Origin of the sequence: Sulfuricurvum sp. (assembly GCF_028713855.1) — a bacterium.
Classification (GTDB): Bacteria; Campylobacterota; Campylobacteria; order Campylobacterales; family Sulfurimonadaceae; genus Sulfuricurvum.
This window is the reverse complement of record NZ_JAQTNN010000010.1, coordinates 19,040-36,849: the sequence shown is the minus strand read 5'-3', so window position 1 is coordinate 36,849 and position 17,810 is coordinate 19,040. Positions and strand designations below refer to the sequence as shown.

18 protein-coding genes and 1 tRNA gene are annotated in these 17,810 nt (G+C 39.4%); 4 read left to right on the top strand and 15 right to left on the bottom strand.

The window, feature by feature from the left end:
- Positions 1–7: 7 nt before the first annotated feature.
- Positions 8–832 carry a UTP--glucose-1-phosphate uridylyltransferase GalU gene (gene galU / locus PHI47_RS09970; RefSeq protein ID WP_299936617.1) on the bottom strand — a complete coding sequence of 275 codons (825 nt, stop codon included), beginning with the start codon at positions 830–832 and terminating at the stop codon, positions 8–10.
- A gap of 111 nt (positions 833–943) precedes the next feature.
- Between galU and PHI47_RS09965 the strand changes: the two genes are divergently transcribed.
- Entirely contained in the window at positions 944–1,630 is a 687-nt protein-coding gene (locus PHI47_RS09965) for a hypothetical protein (protein WP_299936615.1), read from the top strand.
- Positions 1,631–1,633: 3 nt separating this feature from the next.
- On the opposite strand, the gene PHI47_RS09960 is transcribed toward PHI47_RS09965, so the two are convergent.
- From PHI47_RS09960 to pyrF, 7 genes are all read right to left on the bottom strand, one after another.
- A complete protein-coding gene (locus PHI47_RS09960; RefSeq protein WP_299936613.1) occupies positions 1,634–2,164 on the bottom strand; it encodes a hypothetical protein in 531 nt (176 codons plus the stop codon).
- 83 nt (positions 2,165–2,247) lie between these two features.
- Positions 2,248–3,657, bottom strand: coding sequence for a diguanylate cyclase (locus PHI47_RS09955; protein ID WP_299936610.1), 1,410 nt, complete (start codon positions 3,655–3,657; stop codon positions 2,248–2,250).
- Positions 3,658–3,832: 175 nt separating this feature from the next.
- Entirely contained in the window at positions 3,833–4,594 is a 762-nt protein-coding gene (locus PHI47_RS09950) for a tetratricopeptide repeat protein (protein ID WP_299936608.1), read from the bottom strand.
- Between the two features lie 68 nt (positions 4,595–4,662).
- Positions 4,663–5,025: a hypothetical protein gene (locus tag PHI47_RS09945; protein ID WP_299936604.1), complete on the bottom strand. Its 363-nt coding sequence runs from the start codon at positions 5,023–5,025 to the stop codon at positions 4,663–4,665.
- Positions 5,026–5,332: 307 nt separating this feature from the next.
- Positions 5,333–5,422 (bottom strand) — tRNA-Ser (locus PHI47_RS09940).
- A gap of 70 nt (positions 5,423–5,492) precedes the next feature.
- Positions 5,493–5,639 carry a hypothetical protein gene (locus PHI47_RS09935; RefSeq protein WP_299936601.1) on the bottom strand — a complete coding sequence of 49 codons (147 nt, stop codon included), beginning with the start codon at positions 5,637–5,639 and terminating at the stop codon, positions 5,493–5,495.
- A gap of 50 nt (positions 5,640–5,689) precedes the next feature.
- Positions 5,690–6,373, bottom strand: a complete 684-nt coding sequence (pyrF, locus tag PHI47_RS09930) for an orotidine-5'-phosphate decarboxylase (RefSeq protein WP_299936599.1) — start codon at positions 6,371–6,373, stop codon at positions 5,690–5,692.
- 125 nt (positions 6,374–6,498) lie between these two features.
- Here pyrF and PHI47_RS09925 point away from each other — a divergent pair, with 125 nt between their 5' ends.
- Complete coding sequence (locus PHI47_RS09925; protein ID WP_299936596.1) at positions 6,499–7,065, top strand: YceI family protein; 567 nt, start codon at positions 6,499–6,501, stop codon at positions 7,063–7,065.
- Here PHI47_RS09925 and PHI47_RS09920 read toward each other — a convergent pair whose 3' ends face one another.
- The gene (locus PHI47_RS09920; RefSeq protein ID WP_299936593.1) at positions 7,066–7,467 is read right to left on the bottom strand and encodes a hypothetical protein; all 402 of its coding nucleotides are present in this window, start codon (positions 7,465–7,467) and stop codon (positions 7,066–7,068) included.
- Positions 7,468–10,086, bottom strand: coding sequence for a valine--tRNA ligase (locus tag PHI47_RS09915; protein WP_299936590.1), 2,619 nt, complete (start codon positions 10,084–10,086; stop codon positions 7,468–7,470).
- Between the two features lie 96 nt (positions 10,087–10,182).
- Here PHI47_RS09915 and fliW point away from each other — a divergent pair, with 96 nt between their 5' ends.
- Both fliW and PHI47_RS09905 read left to right on the top strand, forming a co-directional pair.
- The gene (fliW, locus tag PHI47_RS09910; protein ID WP_299936587.1) at positions 10,183–10,566 is read left to right on the top strand and encodes a flagellar assembly protein FliW; all 384 of its coding nucleotides are present in this window, start codon (positions 10,183–10,185) and stop codon (positions 10,564–10,566) included.
- A 36-nt stretch (positions 10,567–10,602) separates the two neighbouring features.
- Complete coding sequence (locus tag PHI47_RS09905) at positions 10,603–12,678, top strand: ATP-dependent helicase (protein WP_299936584.1); 2,076 nt, start codon at positions 10,603–10,605, stop codon at positions 12,676–12,678.
- Between the two features lie 35 nt (positions 12,679–12,713).
- On the opposite strand, the gene PHI47_RS09900 is transcribed toward PHI47_RS09905, so the two are convergent.
- Genes PHI47_RS09900 through PHI47_RS09880 form a run of 5 tightly spaced genes read right to left on the bottom strand, consistent with a single transcriptional unit; the run spans position 12,714 to position 17,808 of the window.
- A complete protein-coding gene (locus tag PHI47_RS09900) occupies positions 12,714–13,961 on the bottom strand; it encodes a type II secretion system F family protein (protein ID WP_299936581.1) in 1,248 nt (415 codons plus the stop codon).
- On the bottom strand, positions 13,958–15,694 hold the full coding sequence (locus PHI47_RS09895; RefSeq protein ID WP_299936579.1) for a GspE/PulE family protein: 1,737 nt from the start codon (positions 15,692–15,694) through the stop codon (positions 13,958–13,960). The genes PHI47_RS09900 and PHI47_RS09895 overlap by 4 nt, the downstream gene beginning before the upstream one ends.
- A 14-nt stretch (positions 15,695–15,708) precedes the next feature.
- On the bottom strand, positions 15,709–16,251 hold the full coding sequence (locus PHI47_RS09890; RefSeq protein WP_299936576.1) for a hypothetical protein: 543 nt from the start codon (positions 16,249–16,251) through the stop codon (positions 15,709–15,711).
- The gene (locus PHI47_RS09885; protein ID WP_299936574.1) at positions 16,248–17,006 is read right to left on the bottom strand and encodes a tol-pal system YbgF family protein; all 759 of its coding nucleotides are present in this window, start codon (positions 17,004–17,006) and stop codon (positions 16,248–16,250) included. The genes PHI47_RS09890 and PHI47_RS09885 overlap by 4 nt, the downstream gene beginning before the upstream one ends.
- On the bottom strand, positions 16,999–17,808 hold the full coding sequence (locus PHI47_RS09880) for an ATP-binding protein (protein ID WP_299936572.1): 810 nt from the start codon (positions 17,806–17,808) through the stop codon (positions 16,999–17,001). The genes PHI47_RS09885 and PHI47_RS09880 overlap by 8 nt, the downstream gene beginning before the upstream one ends.
- Positions 17,809–17,810 lie beyond the last annotated feature (2 nt).

Genomic DNA, 17,810 nt, shown 5'->3' with positions numbered 1-17,810 from the left:
AACTCTTTTACTCTTTATAACTTTTTGCGTAGAAGTAATTTGTCGCTTCGACGAACCCTTCAACACTTCCACAGTCAAATCGTTTCCCTTTAAACTTGTATGCTAATACCATACCGCTCATAGCTTGTGCCATTAATGCATCGGTGATTTGGATTTCTCCACCTTTACCAGGCTTCGTTCGTTCAATAAAGCGGAAGATATCAGGTGTGAGGATGTAACGACCAATGATAGCTAGATTGCTTGGAGCGACTTCAGGATCCGGTTTTTCAACCATATTGGAAATCATATAGACTCCCTCCTCGATCTCTTTCCCTTCAATGATACCGTAACGGTTGGTCTGAGAAGGATCAACTTCTTCAATCGCGACAATTGAGCATTTATACTTGTTGTAGAGTGCAACCATTTGTCTAAGTACCCCTTCTCCGTCATTATCACATAAATCATCGGCTAAGATAACAGCAAAAGGTTCGTTTCCAATCAATGTCTCTCCGGTGAGGATAGCGTGACCTAATCCCTTCATCTCATTTTGACGGGTGTAGGAGAACGTGCATTGGTTGATCAGTGTACGAATCTCATCGAGATAATGTTCTTTTGAAGTCCCTTTGATTTGGTGTTCGAGTTCATAACTTACGTCAAAATGATCTTCCAATGCCCGTTTTCCGCGTCCTGTTACGATTGCCATTGTATTCATTCCTGCTTCAACAGCCTCTTCAACACCATATTGGATTAGTGGTTTGGTTAAAACGGGAAGCATCTCTTTAGGCATCGCTTTGGTCGCCGGCAAAAAGCGGGTACCATAACCGGCAGCTGGGAAAAGGCATTTTTTAATCATTGATACTCCTTCATTGTAAACGTTATTTTATCACATTATTTTATAGATATTTTGTTTACCGTTTGATTACACTATATGAGATATTATGATACATATAAGCAGGAGGTTGTTATGAAAAATAAAATGATTTTTGCATTACTTACGGGGTGTATTTATGCATCGCTTAATGCAGCCAATTTTGATATTGGTGTGTCGGGATCGGATAGTGGTATTAATGGTTTTTCCCTCTCCATCGGTGATTATTATCGCGTACCCCAACAAGAAGTTGTGATTATAGAGCGTTCTGTCCCGCGCGAGGAGATGAGTGTCGTTTATTATTTAGCCAGTAAATCTCACAGAGATGCTCGATACATTAGTAATTTACGTGTACGAGGACTAAGCTGGTGGGATATTACTTTCCGTCTCGGTCTTGATCCGCGTACAATCTACATAGTTGACAGCCGTCATCATTTCGGTCCACCATATGGTCAAGCGTATGGATATTCAAAACATAAAAAACACCATTTACGTGATGCTGAAATTATTGAACTGGTAAATGTTCGATTCTTATCCGATTATCATCATATTAGCCCTGATGAAGTCATTAATAGACGTCGAGGCGGAGAACGGTATATGAATATTGATGAACATTATCGAGGAAATAGAGATCGTTCCGAAGTTCGTGAAAATAGAAGAGATCAACGCCAAGATGATCGAGGAGCACACGGCGGAAAAGACAGAGGATCAAAGAATGGAAATGACGATAGAGGCCATGGTGATCAAGGACATGGCAACAACGGTAAGGGGTATGAACGTTAAAGACTATTCAATCGCATCCAAAAAACGCAATGACGATGCGTTGTTGCGTGCATATTCTTGTGCTTCATCAGTAATAGGACGGTTTGTTGCATAAACTCTTGCCGTTGTCCTTCCTGCGAGCATTGGATTATTGTCGATGTATACGGTACATTCGGCAATAAATATTTGTAAATCTACTTTTTTAATCTCTTTAAGTGTGTTTTCGCATCGTATCAGTAACAACTCTTTTTCTTTTACTCCGATCAGATCGATCCCGTCCGTTTTTATCCCATTGGTGATGGTATAGCCTTGAGCAGTAAAATAATTTGTAATTTCTGTAAGATAATTATTCTCTTGAGCAGGTTGGATCGTTTGGGATTGCATCGATGTACTGAATGAGGGAGCTTCGTTTTTGAGGATCGATTGCGACTCTTTTAAAAATTGTTCTTTTTGTCGCAACTCTTTATCCGCCAATTCTTGTTTCTTACGCGAGATGATCATTATAATCCAATACACTGCTGCGATGATAACAAGGAAAGTTATAAGATTTGCCATAGTTATTCCTCAAAAATTTAGATAAATTATACTGGAATTAATGATTAAATGAGAGTATTCTAAAATCCCAAAACAAGAAGGGATTAAAGTGACTGAGGAGAGGTTTGTTGGAATGAAAAAAATCTGCTTCGGCCCTGTCTTTTCGCGTCATACATGGCTTTATCAGCATTTTGTAACAACGCTTTGCTGTTTAGTGCATCTTTTGGATAAATAGCTACTCCAACACTAGCTGAAACGGTTATGGCTGTTCCGTTGAGGTCGAACGGTTGAGCAAGTTTTTCAATTATTATTTTAACAACTCTCTCTGCATCTTCAAGTGAATCAATTTGTGGAAGGATAGCGGTAAATTCATCTCCTCCCATTCGAGCAACGGTATCCGATTCACGAACCGATTCATTTATCCGTTCACTTACATTGATGAGAAGCATATCTCCCATCTCATGTCCAAGTGTGTCGTTAACCTGTTTAAAATGATCTAAATCGATGAAGAGAAGAGCTAATGACCTATTGGTGCGGTGAGCAATTTTAATTTCATGTTCAAGCCGATCACTAAACAAACGTCTATTTGGTAAATTAGTCAGCAAATCATAATTGGCTTGTTTCCAAATAAGTTCATCTGCCTCTTTTTTTTCGGTGATATCAGAAAAAATAGCAAGGTACATACGGACTGAACCATCTTGATTGTATATAACCTTGATTGAGAGCCATTCAGCATACAATTCACCATTTTTTCGTTTGTTCCAAAGTTCTCCATCCCACCGACCAATGGTATTGAGATCATCCCACATTTTTGCATAGAACTCTTGGTTTTGCATACCTGAACTCAATACTTTTGGTGTCATCCCCTTGATTTCTTCAAGTGAATAGCCCGTTGTTGCAGTAAAGGCTGGATTGACAGTGATAAAGCAATTGTTATGATCGGTAAGTACAATATTTTCACTTGCTGTTTCGAAAATTGTTGCAGACAATTGAAGTTCATTTACATATTTACGTATTTCTTTGTGTGAGAGCCGAAGATCAAGATGTGCCATTACCCCATCTGCTAGTGTTTTTACAGCAGCTAATTGTTCTTGAGCAATTTCCCTGGCTTCGGTATCTATAACGCATAGTGTTCCTAAGTGCAATCCGCTTGGTGTGACAAGCGGTACACCTGCATAGAAACGAATCCCTGGACCGTCTGTCACCAATGGATTATCATGAAACCGTTCATCCAATAATGCATTTGGTACAACCATGGGCTCATCTTGCAAAATTGCATGGGCGCAAAATGCGACATCACGCGGTGTCTCTTTTGCATCGATCCCTACAATGGCTTTGAACCATTGGCGGTTCTCATCCACTAGACTAATAGCGGCAATAGGTGTTTTACAAATATAACTTGCCAGTTGAACCATACTTTCAAATACCGCCTCAGGCTCCGTATCTAAAATATTATATTTTCTGAGCTCAGCTAAACGTTCTTGTTCGTTTTGGGGAAGGGGGGCGATTTTCATATTAATAACATCCAGAGTTTGTATATAAATTATATTTCTAGTAAAAAACGAGCTTTTTCTGTTCACAATTATAACTATTTTTCACGTATTTATAAAGGATGGTCTAGTTAAGTAGAGTATTCTAAACATAGAAAAAGAATCGCTATAGTTCTACAAATCTTTTAAACTACAGTAATTATTTATCCAGTTCTTTATAAAAATCACATCCCCTCTGAATACCTAAATCACATGCCTTTCCAAATGATTCTTTCGCTAGTGGTATGTCTTGATGTGCACCTTTACCTTGATAATATTGTGAAGCAAGTTTCATGCAAGCAGTAGAATTGTCATTATCACAAGCTAATTTATTATATTGCATAGACTCAAAATAATCTTGACGTATCCCAAGCCCATTTTCATACATGTTAGCAATAGATGCTTGGGCATTACTTAACATTTCAACACCAACTTTCGGGGCTGAAGTAATTTTCAAAAAATAATATTTGGACTTTACATAATCAGTTTTTATTATATCACCTTTAAAAAAGTGAATACCTAAATCAAAACAAGAAGGTAATATACCAGCTTGGCATGATTTATCTGCATATTCAATATATTTTGGAATATTATTGAGTTTTTGATAATTCAAAGAAATTTGAAAACAATCAAAAGAATTGTGATACTCATCACAAGATTTAAAAGTTATTTCATCTGCTTTTTTTATATTCTTCTTAACTATCGTTCCTTCTCTATAAGCCTTAATCAATCCAGAGCATCCAAACCCTGAATAACAACTTTTTTCACACATGTCGTTGAGAAGCTTTAATTCTAGAGTTACATTTTTTGAATTATGAGCATCTCTAGCTTGATTATCTAGTGACGTACATTCATCAGCATATAAACTAGAAGAAAAAATAAAAAGAAAAGATACTAAAAAAAATAACTTTTGAATAAACATAAACATAGTCCTTAAAAAAATATGATTAATTATATCAGTAGTTTCGGCACATGAAAAAAACTATTATTCTAACTACTTTTTTTATCTTCTAAAATATTTATGTTATATTCCTTTAGTCTTACATACCCCAAAAAGAACACTATCAAAGGTATCAAAAACAAGATGATTATCAATCCAATAATTTCACCCCATCCACTTCCAGCATCTTTAGTGAATAATAATGTGAATACCATAAGCAAATAAAAAATTAGTGTCCCACCAATAGTGGCTTTGTTAACAACCTTTACAGTTATGAGAGGAATTTTGAATAAATACCAAGCTATGATATATATAAGAGAAAATTCAATTAATCCTTGTGCAGGAGAATTGAAACTGCTATAAGCGGTAATAACTTGAAAAGCATACAGTACCCAAAAAAAAATCTTGTTCATACACATCCTTTTTATTAAATGTTGGTACTGTTAAACCCAAAACATCTTTATCAAAGTATCAATATATACTATATCAATTTTGTAATCCCTTAAAATGGATGGCGATAAAATTTTCAGTTTAATTCAAAGTATGTTAACAATTGATTCATGTAATGCTTAAACTATGGTGTTATGCTTAAAGAATTTAAATGGTAAACAAATTATGCGAGATACTGAGGTAGTAAAACAGTGCTAAAAAACAAATTGTAGTAGTAAAAGCGTTTTTGAAAAAGTGCTTTAAACGTCGTAAAATAGGGGATTTTATGAGTGGCGGACGAGGAGAGATTCGAACTCTCGGTACCGTTGCCAGTACGTCTCCTTAGCAGGGAGGTGGATTCAGCCGCTTTCCTACTCGTCCATAATGATTGAAGAGGCGTAATTATACGTAGCAGTAGATAACAAGCACCTTAAATAGGTGCTTTGATAGATTAAATTGCTGGAGAGTTTTTTGGTGTAGCAATAATTTGGTCCAAAAGGGCCTGTAATTGCATTGCAAGTACTTCATTAGTAGCTTTTGCTTCGGCAATTTTTTCTTTTAGTTTGACGACAAGTTCGATTTTATCCAAAAATTTCATGCATACTCCTCGAAATGATTTTCATTTTTTAAGCAAGGAGTATTCCAAATTTATAATGAAGCTATAATTTTTTCGACTACTTCCGCAGGATTCTCTGCTTTATAGATGGGGCGCCCAACAACGATAAAGTCCACTTTTTCTTGATGTGCGATTTCGATGGTAGCAACACGCTCTTGATCTCCTGCATCTTCACCGAAGGGACGGATTCCAGGAGTGAGAGTAATGAACTGAGTAGAAGTGAGCGATTTGATTGAAGCACTCTCATAGGCACTGCAAACGACACCATCCAATCCTGATTCGTGGGCATCTTGGGCAAAACGGTCAGCTTTAGAAGCGATGGTTTCTCCATAAACGTGGCTAAATTCATTTTCTTCGAAAGAGGTGAGGGCGGTGACTGCAAGGACAAGCGGACGGTTCTCATAAGGCTCAAGGCGCTTCATTACTTCAGACATTGCTTTGCGGCCTGCTGAGGCATGTATATTGAACATATCAACACCTAAACCCAGGATTGATTCTGCGGCATCTGCCATGGTGTTAGGAATATCATAGAGTTTGAGATCAAGAAAGATTTTGAATTCGGGATTAATGGTTTTGATCGCGTCGATAAATGGTTTCCCGTCACGGATATAGGATCGAAGTCCTACTTTGAGCCAGATGGGGTAATTTTTTATTTTTTCTATAAGAGCTAAGTTTTCTTCCATGCTAGGAAGATCGAGCGCGACGCATAATTGCATAATGAACCTTTGGAAAATGATAACAAAAGTATAGCTTAAAAATAATCGCCATTATCATTATGTTAATTATTCATTGAGAAAAACAGCTTACAATGTTCCCAGATAAATCTACAAAGGATTGAGGAATGGAAAAAAGTTTTATAGCAACTATTTTGGCAGGATTATTGATCGGGTCAAGTTTAGCATCAGCAGCAGTGTATAAAGTTGACCCTGCCCATTCGACGGTCGGCTTCAAAGTTAAACATATGATGATCAGTACCGTAACTGGTAAGTTTAGTGATTTTAGCGGATCGTATGATTTGGAAAAAGGGGTATTTAAATCACTCTCCGGCCATATCAAAACAGCTTCTATTGATACTGGGATTACTAAACGTGATGATCATTTGCGCAGTTCCGATTTCTTTGATGCAGCAAATTTCGGAGATATTACCTTTACGATGACCGGTACAACCAAAACGAAAATGACGGGTAATTTGAGCATTAGAGGTATTACGAAAAAAGTTATTTTGAATATCGATATGGGTGGAGTTGTTACCGATCCATGGGGCAACGAGCGCTCAGGATTTGTATTGACCGGTTCAGTAAACCGTAAAGACTTTGGCTTGAATTGGAACAAAGCGATCGAAGCGGGCGGTGTGGTTGTCGGAGATGAAGTGAAACTTATTGTAGAAGTCGAAGGAATCGCGGAGTAATTAGAACGTTTTGATAAACCCGTCCCGTTTGGGGCGGAATCCGCTTAAATCATCAAGAGAGACTCCTCTTTGTTTCCCCCACACTAAAATACTTTGACATTTGTGCATTTTGGCATAATCGCACAGATAATCGACCATTTCACCGCTGAGATTCTCACATCCGCTATAGGTGACAAAATCATCCACGATCAAATGTCGTCCTAACTCCAAGTTCTCTCGTATACTAACCCCTGCATAGACCTGTAACTCCCCTCGCTGATAGGCACCGATGGGGCGGTAATCTTTGGGGTATTGAGAGGTGATGAACGCATCGAACGCTTCGGAGGTGAGTTCCGTGCGTAGTGTCGTGAGGAGGGCAAACCCCTCAACCAGTTCAGATGCAGAGAGTTCACGAAATTGCACTTAGTTACCTAGTGCGCTGAGTTGAGCCGTGATTTTAGAAATTTTATCTTCGGCATCGGCAAGACCGTTACGGTTTTCAGCGATAACGGCTTCAGGAGCGTTAGCGACAAAACGCTCGTTAGAGAGCATTCCGCGTAGTTTATCTACCTCTTTTTGGAGTTTTTCGCGCTGTTTGGTGAGTCGGTCGATGATCGGGCTTAGATCAATCGCATCGGTCGGGAGATAGACTTCGACACTATCTCCGATGTCGCTGATTGCATTATCGATTTTAGACTCGGTAAAGTGGAGTGTTTCAACTCGCCCCAAACGGATGATAAACGGTTCCATCATAGAATGATTTCCGCCGCATTTGAGGTAAGCGAGATCGATTTTTTGATTGCCGAGATCGACGAGAGTTTTGGCACGGCGGATCGTGACGATAGCATCCATAATGATCGCGAATTCCGCTTCGATGGTCTCATCTATCTCGATATTTTCAGGGTACTCCATAATCATGATGGAGTTACCCTCTTCGAGGGTAGTTCCTGAAAGCTCATGGTAGAGATACTCGGTGATAAACGGCATAAACGGATGGAGAAGTTTCATCGACTCTTTGAAGATACTTCCCAGCTCATCTACGCTCTCTTTGGACGCTTTACCGAGCTCGATACCCCAGTCACAGAACTCATTCCACAAGAAGCGATAAAGTACCGTTGCCGCATCATTAAAGCGGTATTCGTCCAAGAATGCTCTTGTCTCGGCTGTCGCGCGGTGAAAACGGCTGAGCATATAGCGACCTAATGGAGTGGTGATTTCTTGATCGGCCAAATCTTTAAATGTCGGAACATTCATTTGGAGGAATTTGGAAGCGTTGAAGAGTTTGTTGGTGAAGTTGCGGCTTTGCTCAAGACGGTCGTTACTGAGGCGGATATCGCGTCCTTGAGCCGCAAGGACAGCCAAGGTGAAGCGGAGTGCATCGGCACTATACTTTTCAACCATATCGAGTGGATCGATAACGTTTCCTTTGGATTTGGACATTTTTTGGCCGTTTTCATCGCGCACCAAGGCGTGGAGGTAGATGTGGTTAAATGGCAATTCTCCCGTGAAACTCTCCCCCATCATCATCATACGGGCTACCCAAAAGAAAAGGATGTCAAACCCTGTGATAAGGAGGGTGTTCGGATAGAAACGAGCCATATCTTCACTTTGGAAGAGTTGATCTTGTGCGGTATCACCGTTGCCCCAGCCCAGAGTCGAGAACGGCCAGAGGGCAGAACTGAACCACGTATCGAGAACGTCAGGGTCTTGAGTGAAGGCTTTACTAGAACAATGAGGACACGAAGACGGGGCTTCTTCTAAACTTGCCCATTCATGATTACAATCATCGCAGTAAAATACCGGAATACGGTGTCCCCACCAAAGCTGGCGAGAGATACACCAGTCGCGCAGTTCACCCATCCACGCGTTGTAGCTGTTGATCCAGTGAGGCGGGAAGAATTGAGTCAACCCTTCGTTGGTTTTATCGATTGAACCGCGTGCTACCTCTTTGCGGACAAACCACTGTTTCGAGATGTACGGCTCAACGATATTTTTACAGCGGTAACAATGACCTACTTGGTGGGTGTGCTCTTCGATTTTCTCGATAAATCCCGCCTCTTCGAGACGTTTGACGATCACCGCACGTGCTTCGAGACGCTCTAACCCTTCAAACTCTCCGGCGTGGTGGTTCAACATCCCTTTTTCATCGAATACGGTGATGAATTCGAGATCGTGACGTTTACCCACTTCGTAGTCGTTCGTATCATGGGCTGGGGTGACTTTAACGACACCCGTTCCGAATTCGCGATCAACATGGCTATCGGCGATGATTTTGATATCGCGGTTGATGAGGGGGAGGGTGACACTTTGTCCGATGAGGTGGAGGTAACGCTCATCATCAGGGTGTACCATGATCGCGGTATCTCCGAAATAGGTCTCAGGGCGAGTAGTCGCAACGACGATATGACCGCTGCCGTCGCTGAACGGATAGCGCATATGGTAGAAGTTCCCTTGGTGCTCTTCGTGTTCTACTTCGATATCGCTCAATGCGCCGTCATGGGTACACCAGTTAACCATATAGTTACCGCGCACGATGAGGTTTTGGTTGTAGAGGTGGACAAATGCCTCTTTGACAGAGGATTTTAACCCCTCATCCATCGTAAAGCGCTCACGGCTCCATGCGGGAGAGACACCGAGTTTACGGAGTTGTCCCACCATGATTCCGCCGCTCTCCTCTTTCCACTCCCAAACGCGCTCTAAAAACGCATCGCGTCCGAGTTCCTCTTTGGTTTTCCCTTCGGCTAGGAGCTGTTTTTCCACGACGTTTTGGGTTGCGATCCCAGCATGGTCGGTTCCCGGTTGCCAGAGGGTCATATAGCCGTCCATCCGTTTGTAGCGGACGATGATGTCTTGGAGGGTAAAGGTGAGGGCGTGTCCGATATGAAGCCTACCCGTGACGTTCGGAGGAGGCATCATGATGGCGAAATGTTTATTTGGTTTTACGATGGTTTGGTTTCCGTCGACTTCGAAATAACCCCGATTTTCCCAGATGGGATAGTAACTCTCTTCAATATCTTTCGGATCGTAATGTGTAGCTGACATAATAAGGCCTTGGGTACAAATAATATCGCGAATTATACCAAATTTCAGAGGAACGCTAATTGCTTTATTGTAATTATTAATTATCAAAGGTAAAGCATGCAATATGATGTAAAGTCAACGATCTTAGGATTTGATCAGGTAAGCAAGGTAGAATTGAGCCAAATTGATGAGATGTTTGCCACTTTAAAAAGTTGTGATGGGAGTGCTATCAGTTTCACGGTCGTTAATCCCTATCTTTTACGTGAATATTCGTTTGACCTCCCTACTGCGATTCGTGTATTGTTGGATATTAATGAAGATTCAAAGGTAGTGGTATATAATATCGCCATTATTCAAGACCCGCTCGATGAATCGTGCATCAACTTCCTAGCTCCGCTTATTTTTAATCAAGACAATGCGACTATGGCTCAAGCGGTATTGGATGTGAAAAATCATCCCGGTTTCGGTTTAGCCGAACCGATCAAAAAATTTAAATCATAATTTAGCTCCTATTGTGAAGGGGCTTTAAGGAGCCTCTTGCCACTCTCCCGTCTCAACGAGCAGCAATATACTGCCGCAACTGCTCCCTATGGCCATAATCTTATTATTGCATCTGCCGGTACAGGGAAAACCTCTACGATTGTAGGAAGAATTGCTTATCTTATCTCTCAGAACGTAAAACCCGAAGAAATATTGCTTCTAACTTTTACCAACAAAGCAGCTCAGGAGATGGTGGAGCGGGTAGCAGCGTTTTTCGGACGGGAAATCGCCTCCAAAATCGATGCGGGGACGTTTCACGCCGTTAGCTATCGATGGCTCAAACGTAAAGAGGGAAAAGTGGTTCTCAAACAGCCGCGTGAGCTTAAAACACTTTTCCGAAGCGTTTATGAAAAACGAACATTTAGCCACATCGATTGTGCAACATCGGCATACGGTGCCAATTATCTTTATGATGTCTATTCGTTCTACCAAAATACGGAACTTAGTGTTAATTTTGAAGAGTGGATACTAACGCGGCAAGATGAGCATGCCGTTTATGCTGCTATCTATGCTGATATTATTGATGAGTTCGAAGCATTGAAAAAAGAGTATGGTTTTGTCAACTTTAACGATCTTCTTCTTCACATGCGCGATCTCGCGCGGGAAAGTGATCTGGGGTATAAAGAGGTATTGATCGACGAGTACCAAGATACCAATGCTCTTCAAGGGACATTAATTAACGCTATGCGTCCGCCGTCACTCTTCTGTGTTGGAGATTATGATCAAAGTATTTATGCTTTTAACGGTGCTGATATCTCAATTATCGGTTCCTTTACGACTAATTTTCCCGACGCTGAGGTTTATACCCTCAACAAAAATTATCGCTCAACTATCCCCATCCTTTCCCTGGCAAATACGGTAATTGCCTATAATGAACGGATTTATCCCAAAGCACTTGAAGTGACTCGTAATCACGAAGCACAAAGTCCCGCACTCCTTATCTATGATGAACTGTTTGATCAATATCACGGGATTGCCCAAAAAATCGGTGATTCGTCTACTAATCGAGAAGAGATCGCGGTTATTTTTCGCAATAACGCTTCGGCAGATGGGATAGAAGCGACGCTTCGGGAGATGGGAATTGCTTGCCGTCGACGTGGAGGCACCAGTTTTTTTGATTCCAAAGAGATCAAAGCTCTTTTGGATATGTACACGTTACTCGTCAATGAATCTGATATGATGGCATTTATTCATTTGTTTGATTATGCAAAAGGGGTAGGGAGCGCGATTGCCAAAGATCTTTTTGTAGCCCTGCAAAAATTAGGTCGAGGTTCGTTTTTGCGCGGCTTGTATTCCCCTGATTCAGAAATATCGAATCCGTTTGATAAACGACGGCTTAATCATCAATTGGGACTTTTTGATGATTATGCTGAACTCGGGAGTGCGGGTCGATTCGCAAAACTCGGATTTGATCCGAATTTTATGGGAAATCCGATTTTAAAACATGCCAAACTTACGAAAGATTCGGCTACCTTTTTACACGACCTTTTTACCCTTTTTCGTCAGTTACGTGATCTAAAAGAACCAAAAGCAGCGGTACAAAAAATAGCTCTTTCAGCCTTATATGGGCATGTTATAGAGATGCTTTCAACAAGACGGGCTATGACAGAGAATGGATCTATTGATGAACGTGTAAAAACGGAATCACAAGAGCGAATTCGTAGAAAATGTACTATTTTATTCGAGCTCTCTCGCCCCTATAAAGAGCATGAGCGGTTTTTGAATGCGATGGTTTTAGGTTCTCAGGATCTTACACAAGGCGAAGGGGTTCATCTACTTAGCATTCATGCTTCTAAGGGATTGGAGTATCAGGAAGTTTATGTCATTGATTTAATGGATGGACGATTTCCAAACCGAAAACTGATGAGTCGAAGCGGAAGTATCGAAGAAGAACGACGGCTTTTTTATGTTTCGGTTACTCGAGCAAAGGATAGACTCTTTTTGAGTTATGCGAAGTATGATAAAATTAAGAAGAGCAATTTTATCCCGTCGCAATTTTTATTTGAGGCAGGCCTTATCCCAAAAGATGAAACATATGCGGCATTGGTGGTAAAAGGGACCATTTCGGAGTGAATAAGAAAGGAACAATATTGTGCTCCTTTTATCCCTTAATGTTTATTTTGAACAGCATTTCCTAAATCCCACATTGGTAAAAATATTCCAAGTGCCAACAATGTGACTAAAACAGCTATGACAAACAACATGATAGGTTCAACTGCTTCAGAAAGACCATCGATAATTGCATCAAACCGCATTTTATAATACTCCATGACTTTTTGCATCATAGCATCGAGCTGACCGCTCGATTCACCTGCAGAAATCATTTGAATAATCATATTTTCAAATAATCCGGTTTCTTGTAAACCAATATGGAGGGTTCCCCCTTTTTCAACGGCTGATCGAACAGTTAGCAGGCGCTCTTGCAAAGGGAGATTGTCAACCATTGCAATTGAAGTTTCTAATGCTTCTGCTATCGGGATACCGGCACGAACAAGTTCAGAAAAGACCAAGGTGAATCGGTTGAGTGTAGCATACATGATGATGTTTTTAATCAGGTAGGTTTTAAGTAAGACTTGATGCCATTTGTAACGAAAATTGCGATTATGATTAAGCATATAGGTAAAAATAAATAGAAAAATAAAGATTCCTACAATTACATAGAGACCATATGTATTAAAAACATGCTCCAAAAATAGGAGTATTTTAGTAGGAATAGGTAATTCAGCATGGAACTTTTCAAACATTGTCTTAAATTTTGGCACAACGTATGAAATGAGAATTGTAAATGCAATAGCCATAGCAATCATGACGTTTCGCGGATAGGCCATTGCTTTTTTAAATTTGATAATATTTCGTCGAATTTCTTCAAGCATATCGCCAAGCTTATGAAGTGCTTCGGCCATATTACCTGTTTTCTCTCCCAATTCAATCATTGCTAAGGAAAGATTTCCTAGCTCAAAAGAAAATTTATTGGCTGAATGGGAGAGACTGTGTCCTGCATTAATATCTTCAGACATTGTTCCAAGTACAGTTTGGAGTACTTTATCTGAAGTAGAATCAGCAATTTCTCTCAATGAATCATGAATTGATATTCCGGCATTCGTCATAACAGCAAGTTGTCGAATGGCAGCAATAAGAGCATCTTGCTTAAGTTTGCGTTTTTTGATATTAGAGAATAGACTCTCTTTAAATCGACGCAACTGATCTTCGAGAGGAGGAGATGATTCAGCTACTTTTAAAATCATTCCTGAATATTTTATTTTTGCTAAGTAGTGAGCTTCCTTTTTGTTTTCGGCATAGAGACTTTGCTCACTTTTTTTCCCTTTAGTCAGAATTGTTACTATAAAATATTTCATCCTTTTGCCACCCTTAATATTTCATCTAATGTTGTGATCCCGTGAACTGCTTTGGCCATACCATTTTCGAACATTCCTACAAAGCCTTCCCTCTTTGCCTCTTTTGTTAAATCATCTTTGGATGCTCCTCTGGCGATCATACTGGCAATTTCTTCCGTGATAGGTAGAACTTCACAGATCATTTCACGTCCCATATATCCCGATCCATTGCACTCCTTACATCCTGCTCCCTCATAAAAAACGGTATGAGGAGGAATAAATGAACTGTATTCTTGAAGAAGATTTTGAGGGATATCAGTTTCTTTTTTACAGTGAGTACAAATTCTTCGTACTAATCGTTGAGCTTGAACGGCAACGAGAGCACCGCTGATGAGGTAAGGTTCAATTCCCATATCGGACATACGGGGGATAGCACTGATAGCATCATTGGTATGGAGTGTAGAAATAACCAAGTGACCGGTGAGCGCTGCTTTGATTGCGATTTCGAGAGTTTCATGGTCTCGAATTTCTCCGATCATGATTTTATCGGGGTCTTGACGAAGAATTGAACGAAGTGCATCGGCAAAAGACAAACCTACTTTCGGGTTAACCTGTACTTGTTGAATCAGATTCATTCGATACTCAACCGGATCTTCGACGGTAATGACTTTATCTTCGACGTTACGAAGTTCATTCAATGCTCCGTAGAGAGTAGTCGTTTTACCGCTTCCGGTAGGTCCGGTAACTAAAATGATTCCAAAAGGAGACTGAAGCCCTTTAATAAGTTTTTGATAACTTTCTGAATCCATTCCTGAGTCTTCGAGTTTTACTAATGCTTTAGTTTTATCCAAGATACGCATAACAATTGATTCACCGTAAATGATTGGCAAAGTAGAGAGACGGAAATCAAATTCTGCATCCATTACCATAGCGGAAAAACGGCCATCTTGTGGTTTTCGACGTTCAGCAATATCTAGATTGGCTAAAAGTTTGATACGCGAAGCTAACGGTGGATAGATATCTCTATCAAAAATAAATATTTCTGCTAATTTACCGTCAATACGCCCACGAACAACACAGTTCCTTTCAGTAGGTTCGATATGTATATCACTCGCACGACCTTTGATACAGGCTTTAAGAATAACATCGATAAGTTGCAAAATTGATGAGGCTTCTTGTTGTTCTTCTATGGTTCCTATATTACGTAATTCGTTACGAATATTGGTTACAAGCTCTTTGACACTGTCTTTGAGCTCCATTTTAAATAAATAGGCTTGAATTTGTTTTTCTGTGGCAACTGCAAGTTTAAGCGATTTTCGTGGAAAAAGACGTTGAATTGATTCTTGAGCTTCAATATTAAGCGGATCAGCGAAGGCGACTACTACATACATGTCATCTTGAGAAATAGGAAGTGCATTGTACCGCTTAAGTTGCGTGGTTGGAATCTTTTCCACCAAACGATAATCCATATCGATGGAATCAAGATCGATAAAAGGAACTTCAATGACTTCTGCTAAATGGGTCAATATAGATGTTTCATCTAGAAAATGGTAGTTTTTAATAATTGATAGTTCATAACGTCCGAGACGAATCTGTTCAACAATAAAACGTTTAATAAAATTGATTGATACTGCACCGACTTTAGTAAGCGTTTCCAATACGGTATCATCTTGAACACCACGTGATGTTAGACGATCAATTTGCTGTTGAGTGATATGGCGTTTTTCAAGTAAATCATGGGTAATGCGATCCATATCTTATCCCTTTTTTAATATATGTGATGAAAGGTTAATATTTTATCATAATATTCATCTACAACTATGGACTTTTGTCCATTAACTTGAGTTGTATAAAGTTTATAACCTTGTCTTGAATTGATAGGGTCTATATACTCTTTAATGATATCACTTTTTTTTGGATTTTTAACATAGAGATCAAATACTTTAGAAAGAATATAGCTGCTGGTTGGAAATTTTAGATTTTGTATGGGTTGATTATCATATAAAGCACGCATTAAAAGTTTCTTTTGCATAAGAATAAGACTAAAATAGGCACTGTTTGCTCTTGCATCAGGAGTTTCTGATAATGTTGAGATGACAGGAGAGAGGCGATCGATTTGATCTGATTTAAGACATGAAAATCCAACTAATGATACAAAAGGTTCATTATTCTCATTTTGTGAAAAAAAACTGTATCCATAATGACATGCTTCGTTATACATCCCTTTCTGATATAGTTCAAAAAGCTTTTGACTTACATCTGCGTATAAACTGTGAGTTAAAAAAAGAAAGAAAGATAATAATAATTTCATTTGAAACTACCATTTTCGATTGCATCTAATAACCCTTTTGCATTTTCTGAATTGGATTGTGATATGTAGAACTGAAGCGTTTTTTTTGCTTGATCGGGTTTACCAAGTTTGACAAGGGTTTTTGCAAAAATAATCCAGCTTTCATCGATTCGATTATTAGAATTATTCGTTTTTAAAGCATAGTTATAAGCTTCATTGTAATTTCCATGATCATAATAATAACGTGCAATAAAAAGACCAAGATTAGCATTGGACGTCTCTTTAAATCGCTGTATTAAACTATCAATATCAAGTTTTGACTCATCACGATTGATGGAAAGAGATTGATTGTTACTGCTTGTTTTGGATGGTGTTGCAACAGTTGCAGGTGGAGGTGAGTATTCTGGCATAGTGATTGTTTTTGGGGCGGTTAGTACAGTATTAATTGGCTGTTGAATCAGTTTTTTCATAGTCGTAGTATGTGGTGGTGTTACTTCAGGAGTTGACGGAGTATTTTGAAAGGATTGAACAAACTCCATTGAAGGTTCAATAAAAGTTGTATTTTCTTCAATAGCGGTAGGTCTTGTAGGTTTTGATAATACAGTAGTGGTATATGTGGTGTTGTTATCTTGTTTAATAACAGATTTATTCGAATGCATCCACATTGAAATTCCAACAAGGATTGATAAAGATAGAAAGAATGTAGCAATATAAGGTAAATAGGAAAGTATCTTGTATTTGAGCCAGCGGCGCTCTAAGTTTTTAATATTAAGCATGAATTAACCCGGTATGAATGGCGGCCATTTCGATCCATTTTGGTTTGATAGAATTATACTTTATAGCCGATGGATTATTCTCTTCATACCAACAATATAGGCTAAATAGAGAATAGAGCAGTTTATTGGTTTCACGATAGTTACCTCTCGTTAGGCCAGTAACCAACTTCATATTCTTATCATTAAACATATTGGCAACATCGAAACAATTGGCTTTGAGAAGTTTTTTCTGTACATATATTTTTAGTTCTTCGCAAGAGGCATTCCGGAGCTCTATACTTTCCCATATACGGGTTTGAAAATGCTCTTTCGCGATAATATCTTCTTTATCCGTTTTGTGCAGAGTAATAACAAATTTAATTGCTCTGGCATCTGAGATAAGTCGTATTTTTTCCATTAGTGAGGTGGTGTAAAGCTGTGCTTCATCCAGTAAGACAATTGGAATATCCGATAAGGATAGAGCGGAAGCAATTTCTAAAAAGCGGTTTAGTGTCATTACTTCCCGCGGTGCATGACCAAAAATATTTTGTGCCAATACTCGTAAAAAATCGTCCTCATCCACAATAGGAGTCGAGACCATTAATACTTTTTGGTGTTTGGAAAGATCATGATGCAGCTTGTGCAACAGCATACTTTTACCAGTTCCAGGTCTGCCGTAAAGTAAAATCATTTTAAGGGGTTTTTGTACCGAATTTTTCAGAGATTGGTACATATGGGACACGCTATCGATCTGTACGTAGTCACGCGGGTTAACTACGTCTAAGAAGAGATCGCGCGGCTTAGAGAAAAGGGAATTCTCCATCC